At 43.0% G+C, this 18440-nt stretch carries 19 protein-coding genes; 7 read left to right on the forward strand and 12 right to left on the reverse strand.

The window, feature by feature from the left end; translation table 11 throughout:
- Window positions 1–57: 57 nt before the first annotated feature.
- Window positions 58–708, forward strand: coding sequence for a hypothetical protein (locus tag BAU14_RS09355; RefSeq protein ID WP_161899819.1), 651 nt, complete (start codon window positions 58–60; stop codon window positions 706–708).
- A 53-nt stretch (window positions 709–761) separates the two neighbouring features.
- On the opposite strand, the gene BAU14_RS09360 is transcribed toward BAU14_RS09355, so the two are convergent.
- Window positions 762–2060, reverse strand: coding sequence for an MFS transporter (locus tag BAU14_RS09360; RefSeq protein ID WP_161899820.1), 1299 nt, complete (start codon window positions 2058–2060; stop codon window positions 762–764).
- A 161-nt stretch (window positions 2061–2221) separates the two neighbouring features.
- Between BAU14_RS09360 and BAU14_RS14245 the strand changes: the two genes are divergently transcribed.
- Together BAU14_RS14245 and abc-f are read left to right on the forward strand one after the other, a co-directional pair.
- A complete protein-coding gene (locus tag BAU14_RS14245; RefSeq protein ID WP_202622190.1) occupies window positions 2222–2365 on the forward strand; it encodes a hypothetical protein in 144 nt (47 codons plus the stop codon).
- 200 nt (window positions 2366–2565) lie between these two features.
- Entirely contained in the window at window positions 2566–4137 is a 1572-nt protein-coding gene (abc-f, locus tag BAU14_RS09365; RefSeq protein ID WP_161899821.1) for a ribosomal protection-like ABC-F family protein, read from the forward strand.
- Between the two features lie 180 nt (window positions 4138–4317).
- Here abc-f and BAU14_RS09370 read toward each other — a convergent pair whose 3' ends face one another.
- The 3 genes from BAU14_RS09370 to BAU14_RS09380 are packed head-to-tail and all read right to left on the reverse strand — an operon-like array spanning window position 4318 to window position 6873.
- A complete protein-coding gene (locus BAU14_RS09370; RefSeq protein WP_237580435.1) occupies window positions 4318–5094 on the reverse strand; it encodes an ABC transporter permease in 777 nt (258 codons plus the stop codon).
- Between the two features lie 4 nt (window positions 5095–5098).
- Window positions 5099–5902 carry an ABC transporter permease gene (locus BAU14_RS09375; RefSeq protein WP_161899822.1) on the reverse strand — a complete coding sequence of 268 codons (804 nt, stop codon included), beginning with the start codon at window positions 5900–5902 and terminating at the stop codon, window positions 5099–5101.
- Window positions 5899–6873, reverse strand: a complete 975-nt coding sequence (locus BAU14_RS09380; protein ID WP_161899823.1) for an ABC transporter ATP-binding protein — start codon at window positions 6871–6873, stop codon at window positions 5899–5901. Before BAU14_RS09380 ends, BAU14_RS09375 begins: the two co-directional genes overlap by 4 nt.
- A gap of 440 nt (window positions 6874–7313) precedes the next feature.
- Here BAU14_RS09380 and BAU14_RS09385 point away from each other — a divergent pair, with 440 nt between their 5' ends.
- Window positions 7314–8042, forward strand: coding sequence for a class I SAM-dependent methyltransferase (locus BAU14_RS09385; protein ID WP_161899824.1), 729 nt, complete (start codon window positions 7314–7316; stop codon window positions 8040–8042).
- A 77-nt stretch (window positions 8043–8119) separates the two neighbouring features.
- On the forward strand, window positions 8120–9238 hold the full coding sequence (locus BAU14_RS09390; RefSeq protein ID WP_161899825.1) for an AI-2E family transporter: 1119 nt from the start codon (window positions 8120–8122) through the stop codon (window positions 9236–9238).
- 41 nt (window positions 9239–9279) lie between these two features.
- Here the strand turns inward: BAU14_RS09390 and BAU14_RS09395 are convergent, their stop codons facing one another.
- From BAU14_RS09395 to BAU14_RS09415, 5 genes are all read right to left on the reverse strand, one after another.
- Window positions 9280–9483, reverse strand: a complete 204-nt coding sequence (locus tag BAU14_RS09395) for a hypothetical protein (RefSeq protein WP_161899826.1) — start codon at window positions 9481–9483, stop codon at window positions 9280–9282.
- 129 nt (window positions 9484–9612) lie between these two features.
- The gene (gene panD / locus BAU14_RS09400) at window positions 9613–9996 is read right to left on the reverse strand and encodes an aspartate 1-decarboxylase (RefSeq protein ID WP_161899827.1); all 384 of its coding nucleotides are present in this window, start codon (window positions 9994–9996) and stop codon (window positions 9613–9615) included.
- Window positions 9997–9998: 2 nt separating this feature from the next.
- Window positions 9999–10880, reverse strand: coding sequence for a pantoate--beta-alanine ligase (gene panC, locus BAU14_RS09405; protein WP_161899828.1), 882 nt, complete (start codon window positions 10878–10880; stop codon window positions 9999–10001).
- The gene (gene panB, locus BAU14_RS09410) at window positions 10855–11715 is read right to left on the reverse strand and encodes a 3-methyl-2-oxobutanoate hydroxymethyltransferase (protein WP_161899829.1); all 861 of its coding nucleotides are present in this window, start codon (window positions 11713–11715) and stop codon (window positions 10855–10857) included. Before panB ends, panC begins: the two co-directional genes overlap by 26 nt.
- On the reverse strand, window positions 11666–12550 hold the full coding sequence (locus tag BAU14_RS09415; protein ID WP_161899830.1) for a Rossmann-like and DUF2520 domain-containing protein: 885 nt from the start codon (window positions 12548–12550) through the stop codon (window positions 11666–11668). Before BAU14_RS09415 ends, panB begins: the two co-directional genes overlap by 50 nt.
- 529 nt (window positions 12551–13079) lie before the next feature.
- On the opposite strand from BAU14_RS09415, the gene BAU14_RS09420 reads away from it, so the two are divergent.
- Both BAU14_RS09420 and BAU14_RS09425 read left to right on the forward strand, forming a co-directional pair.
- Window positions 13080–14603, forward strand: coding sequence for an ABC-F family ATP-binding cassette domain-containing protein (locus BAU14_RS09420; RefSeq protein ID WP_161899831.1), 1524 nt, complete (start codon window positions 13080–13082; stop codon window positions 14601–14603).
- A gap of 29 nt (window positions 14604–14632) precedes the next feature.
- Window positions 14633–15442 carry an HAD family hydrolase gene (locus BAU14_RS09425; protein WP_161899832.1) on the forward strand — a complete coding sequence of 270 codons (810 nt, stop codon included), beginning with the start codon at window positions 14633–14635 and terminating at the stop codon, window positions 15440–15442.
- Between the two features lie 564 nt (window positions 15443–16006).
- Here the strand turns inward: BAU14_RS09425 and BAU14_RS09430 are convergent.
- The 3 genes from BAU14_RS09430 to BAU14_RS09440 are packed head-to-tail and all read right to left on the reverse strand — an operon-like array spanning window position 16007 to window position 18299.
- A complete protein-coding gene (locus BAU14_RS09430) occupies window positions 16007–16570 on the reverse strand; it encodes a GNAT family N-acetyltransferase (protein ID WP_161899833.1) in 564 nt (187 codons plus the stop codon).
- Window positions 16571–16585: 15 nt separating this feature from the next.
- The gene (locus BAU14_RS09435; RefSeq protein WP_161899834.1) at window positions 16586–17170 is read right to left on the reverse strand and encodes an AAA family ATPase; all 585 of its coding nucleotides are present in this window, start codon (window positions 17168–17170) and stop codon (window positions 16586–16588) included.
- A 28-nt stretch (window positions 17171–17198) separates the two neighbouring features.
- The gene (locus BAU14_RS09440; protein WP_161899835.1) at window positions 17199–18299 is read right to left on the reverse strand and encodes a hypothetical protein; all 1101 of its coding nucleotides are present in this window, start codon (window positions 18297–18299) and stop codon (window positions 17199–17201) included.
- Window positions 18300–18440: the final 141 nt, after the last annotated feature.

An 18440-nucleotide genomic window follows, 5' to 3' on the forward strand; every position in this document is an offset into this window, starting at 1 on the left:
AGACGCTGAGCTATAATAGAACTCCAAGCAATCAAACCTATACTAGGAGGCGTTCTTTTGAAGCGAGTGATTTCAGCTTTCTTTGTACTTGTCGACTCTTTTCGCCGCTTCTGGAAGAAACTTGTTCAATGGAGACATTATCTGGTACAAACCAGTCTATTGGCATTACTTTTTTTCAGTGCGCGTGTGACATTTTTCTTCAATAACTGGCGCCAATTGGAAAATACCCTCAGCTTATTTGCAGCCACTCATCAGTTCTCGCCTTTTTCTCTTTTGATAGATCTCTTAGGTGGTGGTGCTTTTGTCTTATCCTTGACACTAGTCATAGTCATCTGGTTCTTTTGTATCAGCGAATATCGTCGAATGCATCCTCCACGTATCCAAGAAGCGGTAATTACCACGAAGGAGTTCGGTCAACAACGTCTGGCTCTTTTTAGTGATTTATTGGCAGAAGTCTGGTGGTTTTTAGGATTAGGCGCGATAGCGCATCTCCTAAGTACCGAAATCACCGCAAGTTTTTTAAAAGACTTCCACCGTTTTGCTTCTTGGAAGGATGCGGTTGCGACATTTTACTTCAATGATCAAGGAGATCTTTGGTTTTGCTTGATTATGGCTACGATCGTCTTTTTCTTTTTATTCTTCACTGAATCTCGTAGGATACGACTTAATAATCAGTTAAAGAAAGAACATCTTATTTCCATAAAATAGACACCGCTACACTTCTTGCTGTCAACAAGAGAGGTGTAGCGGTGTCTATTTAATTACTGTGGGTCAGACAAATCTTCCACTTTTTCAGTGGCTAGTTTCTTTTGCAATTGAATATCATAGTCTCTGGCTGCAGAAATCAAGATATTTAAAATGCCACAGACCACTGTGCCGACACCGGCGATAATAAAAAGTTTTTCTACACCGATTTTATCAGCTAACGGTCCTGCAAAAATCAAACCGACAGGGCCAGTAATACTCATCAGCGAATTCAGAACACCTAATACTCGTCCAAGATATACCGGCTCATAGCTTTGCTGAATCATTGCCATCAGCAAAGTATTGAAAAATGGTGTTGCAAGACCGGCAATTGCATTGAGGAGAACAAACCAGATAAAACCAGTTTGATCTCCTGGTAAAATACCACTTAATGCAAAGGCGCCGCCGATAATAAAGTAAGCGATCAGCACCGGAATCATCCGATTTTTCCATTTTCCAAAAACGCCAATGATCAGACCACCAGCCAACATACCGACTGAATAAATAACCTCAATCAAACCCGCCTGTCCCACGGTTCCTTGAAAGTAGTCCATCGTCATTAACGGATACATACTGACGGCCGGCATGAAAATCAAGGTGAAGGCCGCACCAAGTAAAGTAATGTACCAAAGGCCTTTGTTTTTGACCAATAGAGAAAAGCCCATTTTGGTGTCCGTCAGCACATGGACTACTTCGCCCTGTGCTTGGGTCTTAGGAATGCGAACAAACAAAAGCAAGCCCACACCGAAGACTGCCCCTAATACATCCAATAAGATCAGAAAGTTCATAGGTACAACTGCAAATAAAAAAGCGCCTAGTGCCGGTGCAATAATCATATTCGCAGACTGCACCATTCCCAGCTGCCCATTTACTCTGGTTAATTCCTTCTGGGGAACCATCTGAGGCAAAATCGACTGAATAGTCGGCATTTGAAAGGTTTGTGCGACAGAGCGCATAAACAAAGAGACAAAGACCAACCACAAGGGAAAGTGCTCAGATACTGTCCCTACAATCGACAGCACCAAAGCGAACAGGGCCACGATGATATCTGTAAAGATCAATAGCTTTTTCTTGTCCAGCCGATCTACAAATGGGCCGACAAAGGGACTCAACAATACCATCGGCAGCATGCCTAAAAGTGTAGCCAAACTCAAAACAGTGGCGGAACCAGTTTCCCGCGTCAAATACCAAATAATAGCGTATTGAACCACCATACTGGTAATTCCTGAAAGAAACTGTCCCGACAAAAACAAACCAATATTCTTTTTCCAGTCTGTTAAATCAAACTGTGGGCCCAAAGAGTGTTCTGCTTTCATAAAACCTCCTGAAAATAACTTTTTTTACGTGAGATACGTTCATTTTACCTTACTTTCTAAATAGAAAATACTAGAATATTGGTAATTTCTTGGTTTTTCTAATTTTCCATGCTATCATAATTTTGTATAAGAAAATTTTGTCACAAAAGGAGGGAACTGTCATGTCGTGTATGTCAAAAATAACAGCTGACAATGAGCGTCAACTGTTGCACATCAGTTTTTGTCATACGATTACTTTCAAATTGGCAACAAAGGGCGAAGTTTACCCAAAAACAGCTAAATTTGAAGTGAATCAGCGAACTTGACCGGTTTCCCAAGTAATTGAAACAGTTTAACATAACACGGTCATGCTTTTTTATGGCCGTGTTTTTTTGTTACGTTGCTGAACTGCCTGGCTGATAGATTCTGTCAGTCAGTAACAGCTGCTACTAAAAAAGCAGAAAGCCGGTCTCTAGTGATAACTTCAATCAAAATGTAGCGCTGGAAAAAGACAAGGAGACTGAACATGTTAATTCAAGCTAATAATATTACCAAAAATTACGGCACACTTCCGCTATTTCAAGGACTTTCTCTGACACTGGCTCCTGGTGACAAGATTGGATTGGTAGGGGCAAACGGCTGTGGGAAAACCACACTCCTACAGATATTAACCGATGAAGAGGGGCTCACCGAGGGCATCGTTTCTCGGCAAAAAGGCTTGACTATCGGTTATATTCCACAAAAGTTGCCTCGTTCCCCTGAGACACTGCGTAATTACCTGTTAGACAGTTTTCAAAATATTAAAGACTTACGAGCTGATTTGCAGCGGGTGGAAAAGCAAATGGCTGCGCCAGATGCCAATTATGAGCGTCTGTTGCTGCGCTATGGGCAATTACAGGAAACATACGAAGAAGCCGGCGGATATAGCCTTGAGGACCGAGTGATTGGCACGTTAAAAGGACTAGGCCTTGGCGATAAAACCGAAACCCCTTTACAAGAGCTAAGTGGCGGACAACGGGTTCGAGTGGAATTGGCTCGTGTGCTAATTGAAGAAGCGGATGTTCTATTGTTGGATGAGCCTACCAATCATTTGGACTCTACAGGCATTCAATGGCTGGAAAGTTGGTTGTTTCACACCAAGCAGACCTTTTTAGTGATCAGTCATGACCGGCAGTTCTTAGACAATGTGGTCACAGGGATTGCTGAGATTGAAGAAGGAAAACTAATCCGTTATCCCGGAAACTACACGAAATTCGCTTCCTTAAAAAAGGAACGACTAAAAGCGCTGCAAAAAAGTTTCCAACTCCAGCAAAAGGAAATCAGACGCTTAGAAGCGATGATTCGCCGTTATCGGCAATGGGCCAATGAAGCAGACAACGAAGACTTCTACCGTAAAGCCAAAGAACTGGAAAGGCGGGTAGAAAAACTGCGAGCCACCTTGAGTAGACCCCCACAAGAACCCAAAAAGCGCCTACAGGAAATTTCCCAGGCAGGCCGCTCTGGAAAAGAAGTTCTGGTAGCCACCGATATCGGAAAGCTGGTGGGGGAACAACTCTTATTTTCTGACAGCAGCTTTGCCTTTTATCGTCAAGAAAAAATTGCGCTTATGGGAGACAATGGCAGCGGAAAAAGTACCTTGATTCGCTGCTTACTGGGTGAACTCCCTTTAGATGAAGGTCAGATTCGCATTGGCAACAGTGTAAAAATTGGCTATCTGCCTCAGCAACTCCACTTTGATGATCCCCAATTACGGCTAGTTGACCACGTAAAAAGGCAGATTACAGACGAACAAAAGGCGCGGCAAGTATTGGCTCGCTTTGGCTTTTATGCAGATGATGTCACCAAGCGTATCAAGGACCTTTCCGGTGGCGAACAGATGCGCCTGTATCTCTTAGGATTGCTGCAGCAGAAAATCAACTTTCTGATTCTCGATGAGCCGACGAATCATCTGGATATCTATGGGAAAGAAGAGCTGGAGGAAATATTGGAGGAGTACAAAGAAAGCCTGCTAGTGGTTTCTCACGATCGCTATTTTCTTAACAAGATTGCTACTTCCGGCAAGTTACTCATCCAAGACGGCAGGATCACGAAGAAGTAGCATTTATCCCAGATAAAAATCAGCATTCAAAAAAGAACCCTCTGCCAGAAATCATTTTAGAAAAGCAGCTTTTCAGCTGTTTTTTAAATGAAAATCTAACAGAGGGTTCATTGATTTTCCGCCTTTTTATTTTGACCAAAAGACAGTTTTTCTTTGATCTTAGCCATCATGCAACCAAGCTTAGGACCCGGTAGACTTGTAATGATACAAACCCCAGCGCCAAAAGCCGTAAGCCGGCAGCCCGAAAAGTAGGCACAACAACGGTGAAAACGCCCAGATAGGATCTGACACCTTTCCGATTAAATACAAGAAGGGATAGTATTGAAACCAGGCCAGCGGAATCAAATAAGTCAAAAAGCGCAGCACCTGTTTGCCGTAAACACTAAAGGGGTATCGACCAAACTCCCGGGCGCCATCAGTAAAAATATTCATGACTTCTAAGCCTTCCAATGTAAAAAACGTAATCCCTGCATAAATCAGAAATAAAAAGAAAAAGAGAACCGCACCACAAAGCACCATCAAGACTAGCGTCAAGACTTTCATACCAGACCAGGCGATTTGGCTGGTAGGTAAGGCGTAAGCAAAAATCAAACAGGTTTGCAGAATACGACCGATTCGCGTAAATTCCATTTTTGATGCCAAGACTTGAAAAATTGGCGAACGCGGCCGGACTAACACACGATCAAACTCACCATTTGCAATCATTTGGGGAAACATGTCAAAGCCACGGCCAAAACATTCCGCCAAAGAAAAGGCGAGTAAAACCACCGCAAAACACAAAAGGCCTTCTTGAAAGCTGAAGCCATCCACTTGATGAAATCGTTGGAACATAAACCAAACGCCTAAAAAAGCCGTGAAGGAATTTAAAAATTGGCCTAGTGCTGTCAATGCAAAGGATAGTTTGTAAGCCATTTGACTGGCTAGATGGATTTTAAAATATTTCATATACAGTCTCACAGAATCAGCCTCCTTGTACGATAACTTTTTTCAACGCCTGCTGCAGCGAAAGTTTACCTAATAAAATCAGTAAACTAAGCCAAAACAGCTGCAGTCCCAATCCTTGCCAAAGAGCGGTTCCGGTTAGATTCCCATTATAAATTCGCAAAGGAATGTTCTGCATAGCAGCAAAAGGCAACAACTCAGCAATCTGGCGAAAAGCTGGTGGAAAAAAAGGTAACGGAATGACTGCACCTGAAAAAAAATCGGCAAAGGAAGCCATTACTAAGCGTACCCCTACTGAATTGATGGTATAAAAAGTAGAGACATACACCAGCATAGAAATAGCAATTACAACACCTAATGTCAACGTCATAGCCACACAAAACATCCCTAATTGAAAAAGGTCAGCTGGAAGAACCAGTCGAAAAGGCGTCGGCAAAACAAAAGCGATGGAGAGGATGGGGGCACATCGTAAGAGAGAACGGGCTAGTCGATTGGCAGCAGATTGACAAAACCACCGATTATAGAGATCCATCGGTCGCGCCAACTCGTAAGCAATGCTTCCAGAAGAGATTGCAGTCAGGATGTCATTGTCATAAAACCACAGCATAAATAAGGCTAAAAAGGCTTGTTGCAACCAGATATAAGAAACAGTCTGTTGGAAGCTCATAGGAAAAGCAGCCGGATCGGCTTGATAAAAAGCATAAAACGCCAAAATTTCCATCAGGCCCCAAACAAACTGAGTCACCATGCCGGCAACTGCTGCTGTTCGATATTGTAGCGTGTTACTAAAGCGGATTTTAAAAACAGCGCCGTATTTTTTCATATGCGGTACTCCCGATACATCTCGGCCACCATTTCATCAGCCGAAATACCAGAAACAGCCAAATCAGAGATCTCTATCTGCTCTGACAAATAGGCAATAGCATCGGCGACGGACAATTGTCTGGGATCCAATCCCAAAACGAGCCGACCTTTTTCGTTGCTTTCAACGGCGAACTGCGGCAGCAATTGCGGCAAGCTGCCTGCGTAGGAAAGGGTCAGCGTCTTTTGATGAGAAAAGCGTTGTTTCAACTGGGACAAGCTGCCATCCAGTAAAATCTCTCCTTTGCCGATCAAAATAATCCGTTGTGTCAATGCTTCGATATCTTGCATGTCATGGGTAGTCAAAATCACTGTCGTATTTTTCTCATGATTCAACTTCTTGATGAACTGGCGAACAGCGATTTTGGAAACGGCATCTAAGCCAATGGTGGGCTCGTCTAAAAACAAAACTTTCGGATCGTGGAGTAATGAAGCGGCAATTTCACAGCGCATGCGTTGACCGAGACTCAAACTGCGGGTTGGTGTTTTAATGATTTCTTCCAAATTCAAGAGTGTAGTCAATTCGTCGAGGTTGCGCTTATAGTCAGCAGGAGAAATCTGATAAATATCCCGCACCAGCTCAAAACTGTCGATTACTGGAACGTCCCACCATAGCTGACTTCTTTGACCAAAGACGACGCCGATTTCTTTTACATGTTGGATACGATCTTGCCAAGGAGTGCGCCCATTGATGACGCAAGTGCCGCTGTCAGGAGTCAAGATTCCACACAGAATCTTGATAGTCGTGCTTTTTCCGGCACCGTTTGGCCCGATGTAACCCACCATCTCCCCATCTGCAATAGTAAAACTGACATCTTTAAGGGCGTGATGTTCCTTAACCTCACGACTAATCAATGCTTTGGCGGCATTTTTAAAGCCGCCTTTTCGTTTGGAAACTTGAAAGCTTTTACTCAGATTTTCCACTTGGATCATTTGGTATCCTTCCTTTCTGTATACAAAACTACGTGCGGTTTATTCAGCGCACGACAAATAGAGCGTTCGTAAAAACACTCTTACAGATGGACCAAATGAACATGGTAACGGCAGCGGTTCATCAGCCAAACAGATTCAATAGAAAAAGCGATTGTTGATCATCCATGAGACAACCTATCACTTTTCCTCTCGCCAGTTTCAGCTCGTCGGAGAAGACACTGCCAGACGAAGGTTTCAGTCGAGGAATACAAGTATACCAGTGCCTAAAAAAAATGACAACACCTTTATGGAAAACGGATGCAAACAAGGTATAATAGATAAGAAACACTCGCCAGATTAATGGTGGGAAGATATTTATAGAAATCAGCTCATGTATTTGCTGAAATAATTAAGATTAACCGACTGCTCACTTTTTGTGACAGGCAGAAAGCAGGAGATTTATGAACAATCACTACGATGAAACAGATTTTTTCGACAAATATAGTCAGATGACCCGCTCAAAAGAAGGGTTGGCAGGCGCTGGGGAATGGCGGACCCTGCGGCGCTTATTGCCGGATTTTGATAAAAAGACGGTGTTGGACCTTGGTTGTGGCTACGGGTGGCATTGCAAATATGCTGCTGATCACGGCGCCAAACAAGTTATTGGCGTTGATTTATCAGAAAAGATGTTGGCTGAAGCTGCCAAACGAAATGCTGACCCCAAGATTGACTATCGCCAAGGAGACATCTTAGAAGCCGCTTTTCCTGCGGATACCTTTGATATTGTATTCAGTTCATTGGCATTTCATTATCTGCCAGATTGGACGGCGATGGTAAAACAAGTGGCCTCCTACTTGAAATCAGGAGGAACCTTTTTATTTTCTGTCGAACATCCCGTCTTCACAGCCGCCGGTAACCAACAATGGGACTACGATGAGCAAGGTGAAATCCGACATTTTCCAGTCGATCGCTATTTTTATGAAGGGGTACGACAAGCAGATTTTCTGGGAGAAACGGTAGAAAAATACCATCGCACATTGACCACCTATGTAGAAACACTATTACAAAACGGTTTTTCTATTGAACATCTCGTTGAGCCGACACCGCCAGAGGACTTGCTTTCAGTTCCTGGAATGGTCGATGAATTGCGGCGGCCGATGATGCTGATCATCTCTGCAAAAAAGAAATAGGAAATTTGATTAAAAAGCAGCTGACCGCTGAGCGCAAATGGTACAATTGATGTATTATAAATTCTTGGGAGGGTACTATGCAATCACGTTTCAAAAATTCAAAACTATTTTTCTGGACCGCAGAGTGGGTTCTAATCATTATCGGTACATTTTTTCTGTTACAGATGCGGGAATTTCTGCGTCCCGTAGTAACGATGGCGTCAACGATTATTTTACCGTTGTTCGTGGCAGGCTTTTTGTATTACATGTTTGATCCATTGGTGCGCTGGCTGCAAAAACGGGGGCTGTCTCGCATGATCAGCTTTCTGATTGTTTTCGCTGTTGTGGTGATTTTTTTAGTTTTACTAATCATGAATGTCGTTCCACAGCTAGTAGAGCAAGCCGTACAGCTGACACAATCCTTGCCAGATTATGCGGAGAAAGCCTCTGTTTGGCTTTCTGATTTGGGTCAACGGGATGAATTCAAGGGGATCAATATCGAAGAGCAGCTGCAAAACATGAACCTGACACTAAACAACGTCATCAATTGGCTGATTACCAGCATCACGACTAGCCTGTCTCGAATCGTTTCTGTATTGACCCGTTTTTTTGTCTTGTTGTTTACGGTTCCGTTTATCTTGATTTTCATGTTCAAGGACGGCCATCGCTTTTTAGACAGCCTGGATAACTTCTTTCCCCACAATTTGCGCAGCGAACTGCGAGCAACGGTGAAAGACCTCAACAATACATTGTCAGCCTATATCAGTAGTACAATGTTAGATGCTGTGATTATTGGCGTTATGAGTTTCATCGCCATGACCATTTTCAAGCAGCCTTACAGCTTACTGTTGGCCTTTATCTGTGGGCTTACAAACATCATTCCTTATGTTGGCCCTTTTATCGGCGCTGTTCCCGCAGTGATCGTTGGCTTGTTCGTCTCTCCGTGGCAGGCATTGTATATGGCGCTGTCCATTCTGGTGATTCAACAGCTGGACGGCAATGTCATCAAACCACTCTTGTTTGGGAAATCACTGAATATCCATCCCATTACGATTATTTTGGTGCTGTTAGGTGCGGGAAGTGTCTTTGGCATTTTCGGCATGCTGGTATGTATCCCGGTGTATGCCGTAATCAAGACTCTGATCATCAATGGGCGTAAAATCTATCTGTTACGTAAGCAGGAAGAAAGTATAATTATTGATCCCCACGATGACTAACGAAATATTTTTTAAACTTCCAATAAAACAGGCAGGCCCATTCAATCCGGGTCTGCCTGTTTTTCTTCGATCAATACAAGCGCAATAGTAAAAGCCTCAAGCCGCCTTTTGGCTAGCGTAATCTGCGATTTATAACGAGAAGGCTGCTCTTTTGCTTCTAGTGTCTTCACCGTCTCTTGTAATTTGTGCAGCGTAGAGGCAATTTGTCGTTTTGCCTCGGCTAACTCCGGTTGTGAATAGGTCATGATTGAGATATTCCTCCATTTTCTTAAAAAGTACTATCTGGCAGTGAATTTGACCTTCTCTAGGATAACGTGATTTAAAGGAAAAAATTTTTGACAAGGTTTAAAAAACCGCGTGTTGCTGGACAGCCCTTATGCGAGTTCGCCATGCTTTTCGTAATTGGTAATCTTTGTAATCTGGTTCTTCTCATCCACCATAACAACTTTTGGCTTTAAATGTTGGGCTGCCTCCGGTGAAATCTGGACATAAGCCATAACGATAATCTTGTCACCCACCGCTACTTTGCGTGCTGCTGCGCCATTGAGACACATTACACCACTATCCATAGGGCCGGCAATGACATAGGTTTCAAACCGTTCACCGTTATTGCAGTCGACAATTTGGACTTTTTCATATTCCAGCAGACCACAGGCTACCATGAGTCTCTCATCGATGGTGATACTACCAACATAATCCAACTCGGCCTCAGTAACCACGGCGCGATGGATCTTACATTTTAGCATTGTTAATTCCACAATCATTCCTCCTTTTTCGTATAGCCCCGACCTTCAATCAGCAGATTATCAATCAAGCGGGTCTTGCCAATATAAACAGCCAACAAAATGAGACAACTGTCTGTGATCACCGCCAACTCTTCTAAGCTGATAGGATCTACGATTTTGATATAGTCGATACGGGCTAAAGGAATACTTGAAAAACATGCAGTCATTGCTTTTTTTAGCTGTTCAACAGCCACGATATTGTCGGTTTGGATAAGAGTTTCTGCCAATTTCAAGCTTTGAGACAGGGACAGCGCTGCTTGGTATTCGGCAGCTGTTAAATAGGTGTTGCGGGAGCTTTTCGCTAAACCGTCTGCTTCTCGGATGATGGGACAGGGGATGATAGTGACTGGCATATTTAAATCCCGCACCATCTGTCGGATGACTGCTACTTGCTGGGCATCTTTTTGACCAAAATAGGCGCGTTGCGGTTGCAAAATATTAAAAAGTTTAGCAACGACTGTCGTGACACCGCGAAAATGACCAGGGCGGGTGGCACCTTCTAATTTGTCCGTTACTCCATAGGCGGTTACAAAGGTCTCAAAGCCTTCCGGATACATTTGTGCAACAGTCGGGGCAAATAAAAGATCCGCTCCTGCCTGTGCCGCGCGTTGTTGATCCCCCTTTAAATCTCTAGGATAACTGCCATAGTCTTCCTCCGGCCCAAATTGCAGTGGATTAACAAAGACACTGACGATTACTTTATCATTTTCGGCAGCAGCGCGGGTAATCAAACTTTGATGTCCTTCATGTAAATAACCCATCGTAGGCACAAAGCCTATTGAATAGCCGGCTTGATGCCACTCCTTAATCAGTGCTCGAGTAGCTTTGATATCATTCAGTTGCTGCAAAATTTTCACCTTCTTTTGCTTTCAATGCAGTCATAATTTCAGAATCGATAGTATAGCTATGAGCTGGTGTTGGAAACAACCCTTGTTGAATTTCCTCTTGGTACTTGCTAAAAGCTTCGCGATAGAGCTGTCCAACTTCAGCAAAACGCTTCACGAATTTTGGCTGCAGCTCATCAAACATTCCCAGCATATCTTGATAGACTAACACTTGACCATCGGTGTCCGGCCCGGCACCGATACCAATCGTCGGAATCTGTACTTGGTTTGTGATATAAGCACCTAGTGGGGCGGGGATGCCTTCTAAAACGATAGCTACTGCGCCGGCTGCTTCGACAGCCCGTGCATCTTTTACCAGTTTTTCAGCTGCAGTCAGGGACTTTCCTTGGATTTTAAAGCCACCAAAGGCATTTACCGACTGTGGCGTCAATCCCAAATGAGCCACTACAGGGATTTGTGCGCGGGTAATTCCCCGAATCACTTCAGCAAATTCCATGCCGCCTTCCAATTTCACGGCTTCGGCAAGCCCTTCTTTTACTAATCTTCCTGCATTTAAAACGGCCTCTGCCACCGATACATGGTAGGAGAGAAAGGGCAGGTCTGTAACCACTAGCGCTTCTTTCGCTCCCCGAGCAACCCCGCGGGAATGGTGGATCATGTCTGCCATCGTGACTTGCAGCGTGTCTTCATATCCCAACATGACCATCCCCAATGAGTCGCCGACTAAAAGTATGTCGATACCAGCCTCATCCATCAGTTTAGCCGTCGTGTAATCATAAGCTGTCAGCATGCTGATTTTATTTCCTTGTTGTTTCTGCTTTTGCAGTGTCATAACCGTTTTCTTCATTCTGCAAAATCCTTTCCATGTCTGAATAGTCAATCTCCGGGTGTTTTTGTTGAGCAATTTGTAAAAGAAAACGAGATAACAACTCATAAAGAGCTACCTGATCATTAGGCAAAGCCTTTAAATGATCGGTTACTGTCGATAAATCATTTCGCTCAACAGGGCCTGTCAATGCTGCTTGTGGCCCATTTTCCACCAAATTACGAGCATTTGCTAAAAAGAGAGGCTGCCAGGCTGTGGCCGTAAAATCTTTTGGCAGTCCACAGGCTTCAAAAAGTGTTGTGCCATTTTCCACCGAACCAATCACCAAGTTACTAAAAAAGACACACGCTGCGTGGTAGCGAATCTTTTGAGCGCCCTCGATAACTGTAAGGGGATTTCCTAACCCTGACAGCTGATTCAAAAGCTGTGAATCTGGCGTCGCAAGTTCCACAGTAAAGGCAGCCTGCTTAATTGCATCCAACGACTGGTTCCCTGAGTCGATTGCCAATAACGGATGGAGGCTACAAGTCTCAACACCTGCTGGTACATTCGTAAAAACTGCCAATGACTTGGCACCACTGCAATGAAAAATGACTTGACCGACACGCAGATGAGGGCGTATTCTTTGCCAAACTTCTGACAACCCATCATCACCAACTGTCAAAAATACCCACTCACACGCAGCGACTAGAGAGGCAGCTTCACTGAAAGCACGGCTATCAGTGAGGATGGCGCTCTGTTGACTGTCTTCCATGCGATGACTATAATAGCCAACGACTTCGAAGGCCTTGCTCCTGAAATACCTTCCTAACAACGTACCGACCTTACCGGCACCAATAAAGCCAATCTGAACCAAGAAAACACCTCCAAGACAGCAATGATTTATCACTTTTGCGATTCATCTTAGCACAGTCTTGTCATGACACATGATATTTTCTTCGTTTTTCTGAAAAATTTTACGGTTATGTTCTGCAATTTCCGAATATTGCCAGCTGTTTTTGACTTTACTGAAAATCCATGCTATTATTTCATGGAAGAAAAGTGGTAGCCGGCAAAACGATTTGCGCGCATGTACTGCCAAGAGGACGGTTCAGATGATTCGAGATTATCATTTACACTTTGTAAGAAAAACAGCTCTTAACAACTGGAGACGATGAAGCATTGTTAAGAGCATTCCATAGAGCCTTGCGCTCAGTTCTTCATCGAAAGGCTGCAAACTGCAGGTTTATTTGCTGTGGGCAGGTGCCTTTCGATCAAACGAAGTTATGGTAAAGCTGTAGACGATGTTGCCGTCTGCAGCTTTTTTCATTGAAGTAACATTTGAAGCAACGTCACAAAAGACACGCTTCCACAACTTATTCGTAAAAGACAGAAACGAGGAAACCATGTTAACTATCGAAAATATCACCCAACAATTTGGGGATAAAATTTTATATGAAAATATCACTGCGCAAATTAACCGTGGCGAGCACGTAGGGTTGATTGGACGCAATGGGGCAGGGAAGAGTACCCTCATCAAGATTATTACCGGCGAGATTTTGCCAGATGACGGCCACATCCTATTTCCCAAAAACTTGAAACTTGGGTATTTGGATCAATATGTCAATGTAGATGATCAGCTGACAATTCAGGGATTTTTAGAAACTGCATTTATTGATGATTTTCAAAAAGAGCGCCGCATCGGTGAGTTGTATGCGGAATACGCGGACAACTATGACGATCGCTTATTGGAACAAGCGGGTCGCTTGCAAAATGAGTTAGATCAAGGCAATTTTTACCAGATGGCCACGATCATTGATGAACTGGCTACCGGTTTAGGGATTGATGTTTTAGGGATGGACTCTCTAATGAAAAATCTCAGCGGAGGTCAGCGTTCCAAAATCATCTTGGCAAAAATGCTGTTGGAAAAACCAGATATGCTGATTTTGGATGAACCGACAAACCACCTTGATGACAATCACGTCGTCTGGTTGACTCAGTTTTTAAAAGAATTCGACGGAACATTTCTTGTCGTTTCCCATGACCGGGATTTTCTAAATGAAATCACTACCCATATTCTCGATATTGAATTTGGGAAATTAACCAAGTATACCGGGAATCTTACCCGCGCGCTAAAACAAAAGGAACTTTCACAAGAAACTTACTTGCGTCAGTATGAAGCACAACAGGAACATATCAAAAAGACGGAAGCTTATATTCGTAAATATAAGGCCGGCTCTCGTTCCACGATGGCCAAAAGTCGTGAAAAACAGCTGGCCAAAATCGAGCGACTAACACCGCCTTCTGATTCGCCAAAACCTCACTTAGAGTTTCCCTATGCGCCTATTGTGACCACACTGGCATTAGAAACAGATCAGTTGGTGATTGGCTACGAAAAACCGCTTTTGGCACCGGTGAATATTACGATCCGTTATGGAGAGAAAATTGCCATCCGAGGATTCAATGGTATCGGTAAATCTACGTTGATTAAAACCCTCATCAGTGAGATTCCGGCAGTAAGCGGTAGTTTTCACTTTCCGGAAAAGACACAAATCGGCTATTTCTCCCAAGAATTAGCATGGGAAAATCCGCTACAAACACCGTTACAATACCTCAGCGACAAATATCCTAAGGCCACCATCAAGGACTTGCGTCGCCATCTTTCTCGGGCAGGTCTTCACAGCCAGCTCGCGCAAGAGTCGCTGAAGCTGTTGAGCGGGGGAGAACAGACCAAAGTCAAACTGGCGGAAATGACCATGAATAAAAGCAATTTTCTGATTCTGGATGAACCCACCAATCACATTGATCAGGAATCAAAAGAAAATCTACAAGACACACTGGCTAAATATGCCGGGACTGTTATTGTCGTTTCCCATGAAAATGGTTTTTACGAAGATTTTGTCGATCGTGTGATAGAATTAGAGAAGTAAGCTGCAAATCGAAAGAGACGGGGGAACTCATGAAAGACATCAAATTTATTGCAACCGACATGGATAACACGTTATTGACATCAAAAGGGGAATTGCCACCTGATTTCTTTTCTTTAGTAGCAAAACTTAATGAACAAGGTGTCGAATTTGCTGCGGCAAGCGGTCGACCATTGTACACGTTACTAGAAACATTTTCTGAATTGAAAAACGAAATGACCTTCATCTGCGACAATGGGGGATTGATCATGCATCATGGCGATGTGATCTTCACCAGCGAACTGCCTCGGGAAGATTATCGAAAAATGGCAACTTTTGCAGCAGAAAGCGATGGTATTCCGATTGTTTGTGGAATGGACGCGGCTTACATCAATCAAGCCGATAAAGCTTACGATGCAATTTACCGTACTTTTTATACAAAAATAAATTACGTGGCATCCTTGGAGTCTCTGGATATCACGGCTGATAAATTCACTTTGTTTTTTCCAAATAAGGACAGTTTGGAAAACTATGAAAACGTATTTGCACCAGCTTTTGGGGAGCAATATTCTGTCGTAGTCAGCGGCCCGGAATGGATTGATATCATGAACGAAGGTATCGATAAAGGAACGGCTATGACTATTATCGGTGAAAAACTGCACATTTCACTAGCAGATATGATGGCATTCGGCGATACGCATAATGATGCGGGCATGCTAAAAGCTGTTGGCCATAGCTATATCGTAGCTAACGGTAATCCAGAGATTGCTCACTATGCCAAATTCACCGCGCCAACTAATGACGAATACGGCGTGATGCAGGTTATGGAGAAACTTTTGAAAGTGAAACAGCAAGACAACTAATAAAAACAGCAATAGAAAATATCCCAAAAGATATTTTTTCTATTGCTGTTTTTTAGTCCGTTGAAAGATAAGAAATCTTGTCGAAAGATCTGGTTAATCAGCTTTTTTTAGGTATTTAAACCATGTTCAGCCTAATCATCAGCAAAAGAGAGGTCAAAACAGCAGAAGAACTACCAAAAGCCAGCGATTTTTACGATTAACTTTGGATTTCAAAAGTTGAAAACTTCAAATGTAACTTCGTATAATATATATTATGTAAACTAAAATATAGAAAAATAGTTTTCTGACAAAACCAAAGACAAATCATCGCTAAAGCTCTCCTTCCCCTCTCTTCAAAACGATTGAAACAGGTTTTTAGACGAAATTCTCGCAATAACAAGATAAAGTTGCTTTTATCCATGCTAATGTGGAATTTTCAAAGCCAGGAATTGCTTTGATGCAACATGATTCAGCAGTTACTTAATAAAAAAATTCTATTTGAATAAGTACTAACTCACGCTCCAGAGAATTAAAACCCAGCTGCAGCATAATTTTTCGATTTCATGTTGTAGCTGGGTACTGTTTCTAATTATCGCCGTTATTCTCCTGTACTTGCTGCAATACAGCCAAGCCTTTCTTGAAGTCTTTTGTGCCTGGAACCAATTGATAGTCCAGTTTTTTGTAAAGACGAATCGCTGAATGACTCCAAGTTTGAGTATGAAGAATTATTGGTTGATTCGGGTACAAGTCTTCTAAACGCTCCGTAATAATCGTAGCCAGAAAACCTGCCAGGCCTTTTCGCTGTGCTTCGGGTACCACAGCTAGCCAATGCAGCAAAGGTTCGTTTTCTTTGGACCACCAGGCGGTACAGGTTCCTACCTTTTTACCCGTAGGATCAATGATAAAAGCCATTCGTTGCTGCAATTCATGAGGAAACGGTGCGAAAGTCTTCTCAAAATACTGCTCTGCCTCAGAAAGCGCTTCAAACTCTCCCACTGCAGTTTCAATTTCACACCAGGCTGTCTGATCACCTTCTGTATAGAAGACCAATTGATAGTCTGAAGGTAATTTAGGCTGAGTCAGAGTCTTTACGGCTCCAGGTTCTCTTTTCATTTTAAATTCAATATATGGAATCGTTTTATCCAACATCTTATTTTCCTCCAGTTAACTCAGATTAAAATGCTGCTTGATTGTTTGTGCACAGTCAACTGCTGAAAGCTCTGTATTGTCAATCGTCAGTGTGAAAATTTCAGGAAAGGAAGTTGCAAACTCAGCAGCCGGTAAAGATAAGCGGTAATTTTGTGCTGTGGTGAGAAGTTCATTTCGGGAAAACGCCAGATTCCGTTTGCTGGGTTTTGCAGCCAGACGATCCGGATGCTGATTCCTTGTTAGCCGCGTGTTCAGGTCGGTGGTCAGTTGAATGAAATATACCTCTTGTTGTTCTTCTTGAAAAATAGTCGCGATATCCTGCAGAAATTGTCGATCGTCACGGGAATCAAAATCAATCATCACCGTAAAAATCAAGTGCTCCACTAGGTTTGTTTCAGTATTTGCAGAAAATGTACGAAACAACATTTTTCTGGTTTGATCCGACAGACGAAAAGTCTCAGGTGTATAGCCTAAAAAGTTCGCATATAAATCAATGGTCTGGTGATTGAACAAAAGTTTTCCGTCAATCATTTTTTCCAGCTCTTTGCCGACCGTCATCTTACCGACGGCCTGCCCCCCAATTAGTACAATCAAACTCATTTTCGTCTCCCCTTCCCCGCTTCTTAATTCATTCGGCGGCGATCTCTTTTTGCCAGCAGTTTAGTAAATAGCCGATCAGTTTTTCTTCCATTTTGGCATCACCGGCAGTTGGCATTTTCCCCTGTAATGTTAAAGCTTTTTCTAGTAATTTTTTGGCGGCTTCCGGATCATTTTTGATCGTCTTTTCATAAATTCCTTTGATTCGATAATTTCCCATCAAGGGTTGTCGCAAAAGCTGTTGCAGTGTTTTATCCTGCCACAGCTCTGGAATTCGCAGGTCATTGGGATCAGTTAGACACAACACCGCTAACAATTCACCGGTAATCCCTGCGACAAAAACTGGAAACGCAATCTCTTCACGCTTTTGCCAAAGTTCTTCTAGTAAAACTTTGGCTTTGGTAAAATCCAAAGCTTCTAAGCTGCGGTTGACACAAATCAACTCGTGTTGGGTATTAAAATAGGTATATTCCGGCATGGGAGGAACTGGTTCGAATAATTCTGATGGGATTTGAGTATAAATTAAGCCTTGAGCAAGCAGTTCATTGACTTTCAAACTATTGTAGAGCAAGTAACGATTTTCCTGACTTCTCATGGCCAGTTGCAGGCTCTTTCCATCATTGAACTGCATCGGAATCCCATTGGTAATAACTACGAAAAGACCAATGAAGAAAAAAATTGTACCAAAAAGCGAGCCCAGTCCCCCTAGTCCTGCGCAAAGCAAACAGGCTAACCCATTGGCCAGAATGCCACCCAGTAGATATCTTTTATATGGAAATGCTTGGGGATCATAAGCCGGTGGTGCCATCAAACACTGCCCCCCAGTCCCCATCACGCTGAAGGTCTTAAATTCCACACTGCCTTGTGCATTTCTAGCCACCATCAAATTGAAAATCCGGAAGCTGACAAAGTGATACCCGCTAAATAGCCCCAGCACTAGATGCCCACTCTCATGAATGACAATATGCAGAAAAAAAGAAAGCAACAACGATAGACCGCCGGCAATTAGCAGTCGCAAAAGACCGATATCTTCAATCGCCAATGCCAAGTCCGGTAGAAAGCTTTGTATCGCAACACCGCCAAGTGCTCCTATAACAATAGAAATCGCTAATACAAACCAAAATCGTTTCATCTAATACTCCCTACTCTCATTATCATCATGCAACCAACACAAGCTGTATATAGTTACTGAACAGTATACCAGTTTAAAAATAAAATCACACCTCATGCAAGACCAACTGTTTTCTTTTCGGCAACTGGCAACTCTTAAATT

The sequence above is a fragment of the Candidatus Enterococcus leclercqii genome (genome assembly GCF_009933135.1).
GTDB lineage: Bacteria > Bacillota > Bacilli > Lactobacillales > Enterococcaceae > Enterococcus_C > Enterococcus_C leclercqii.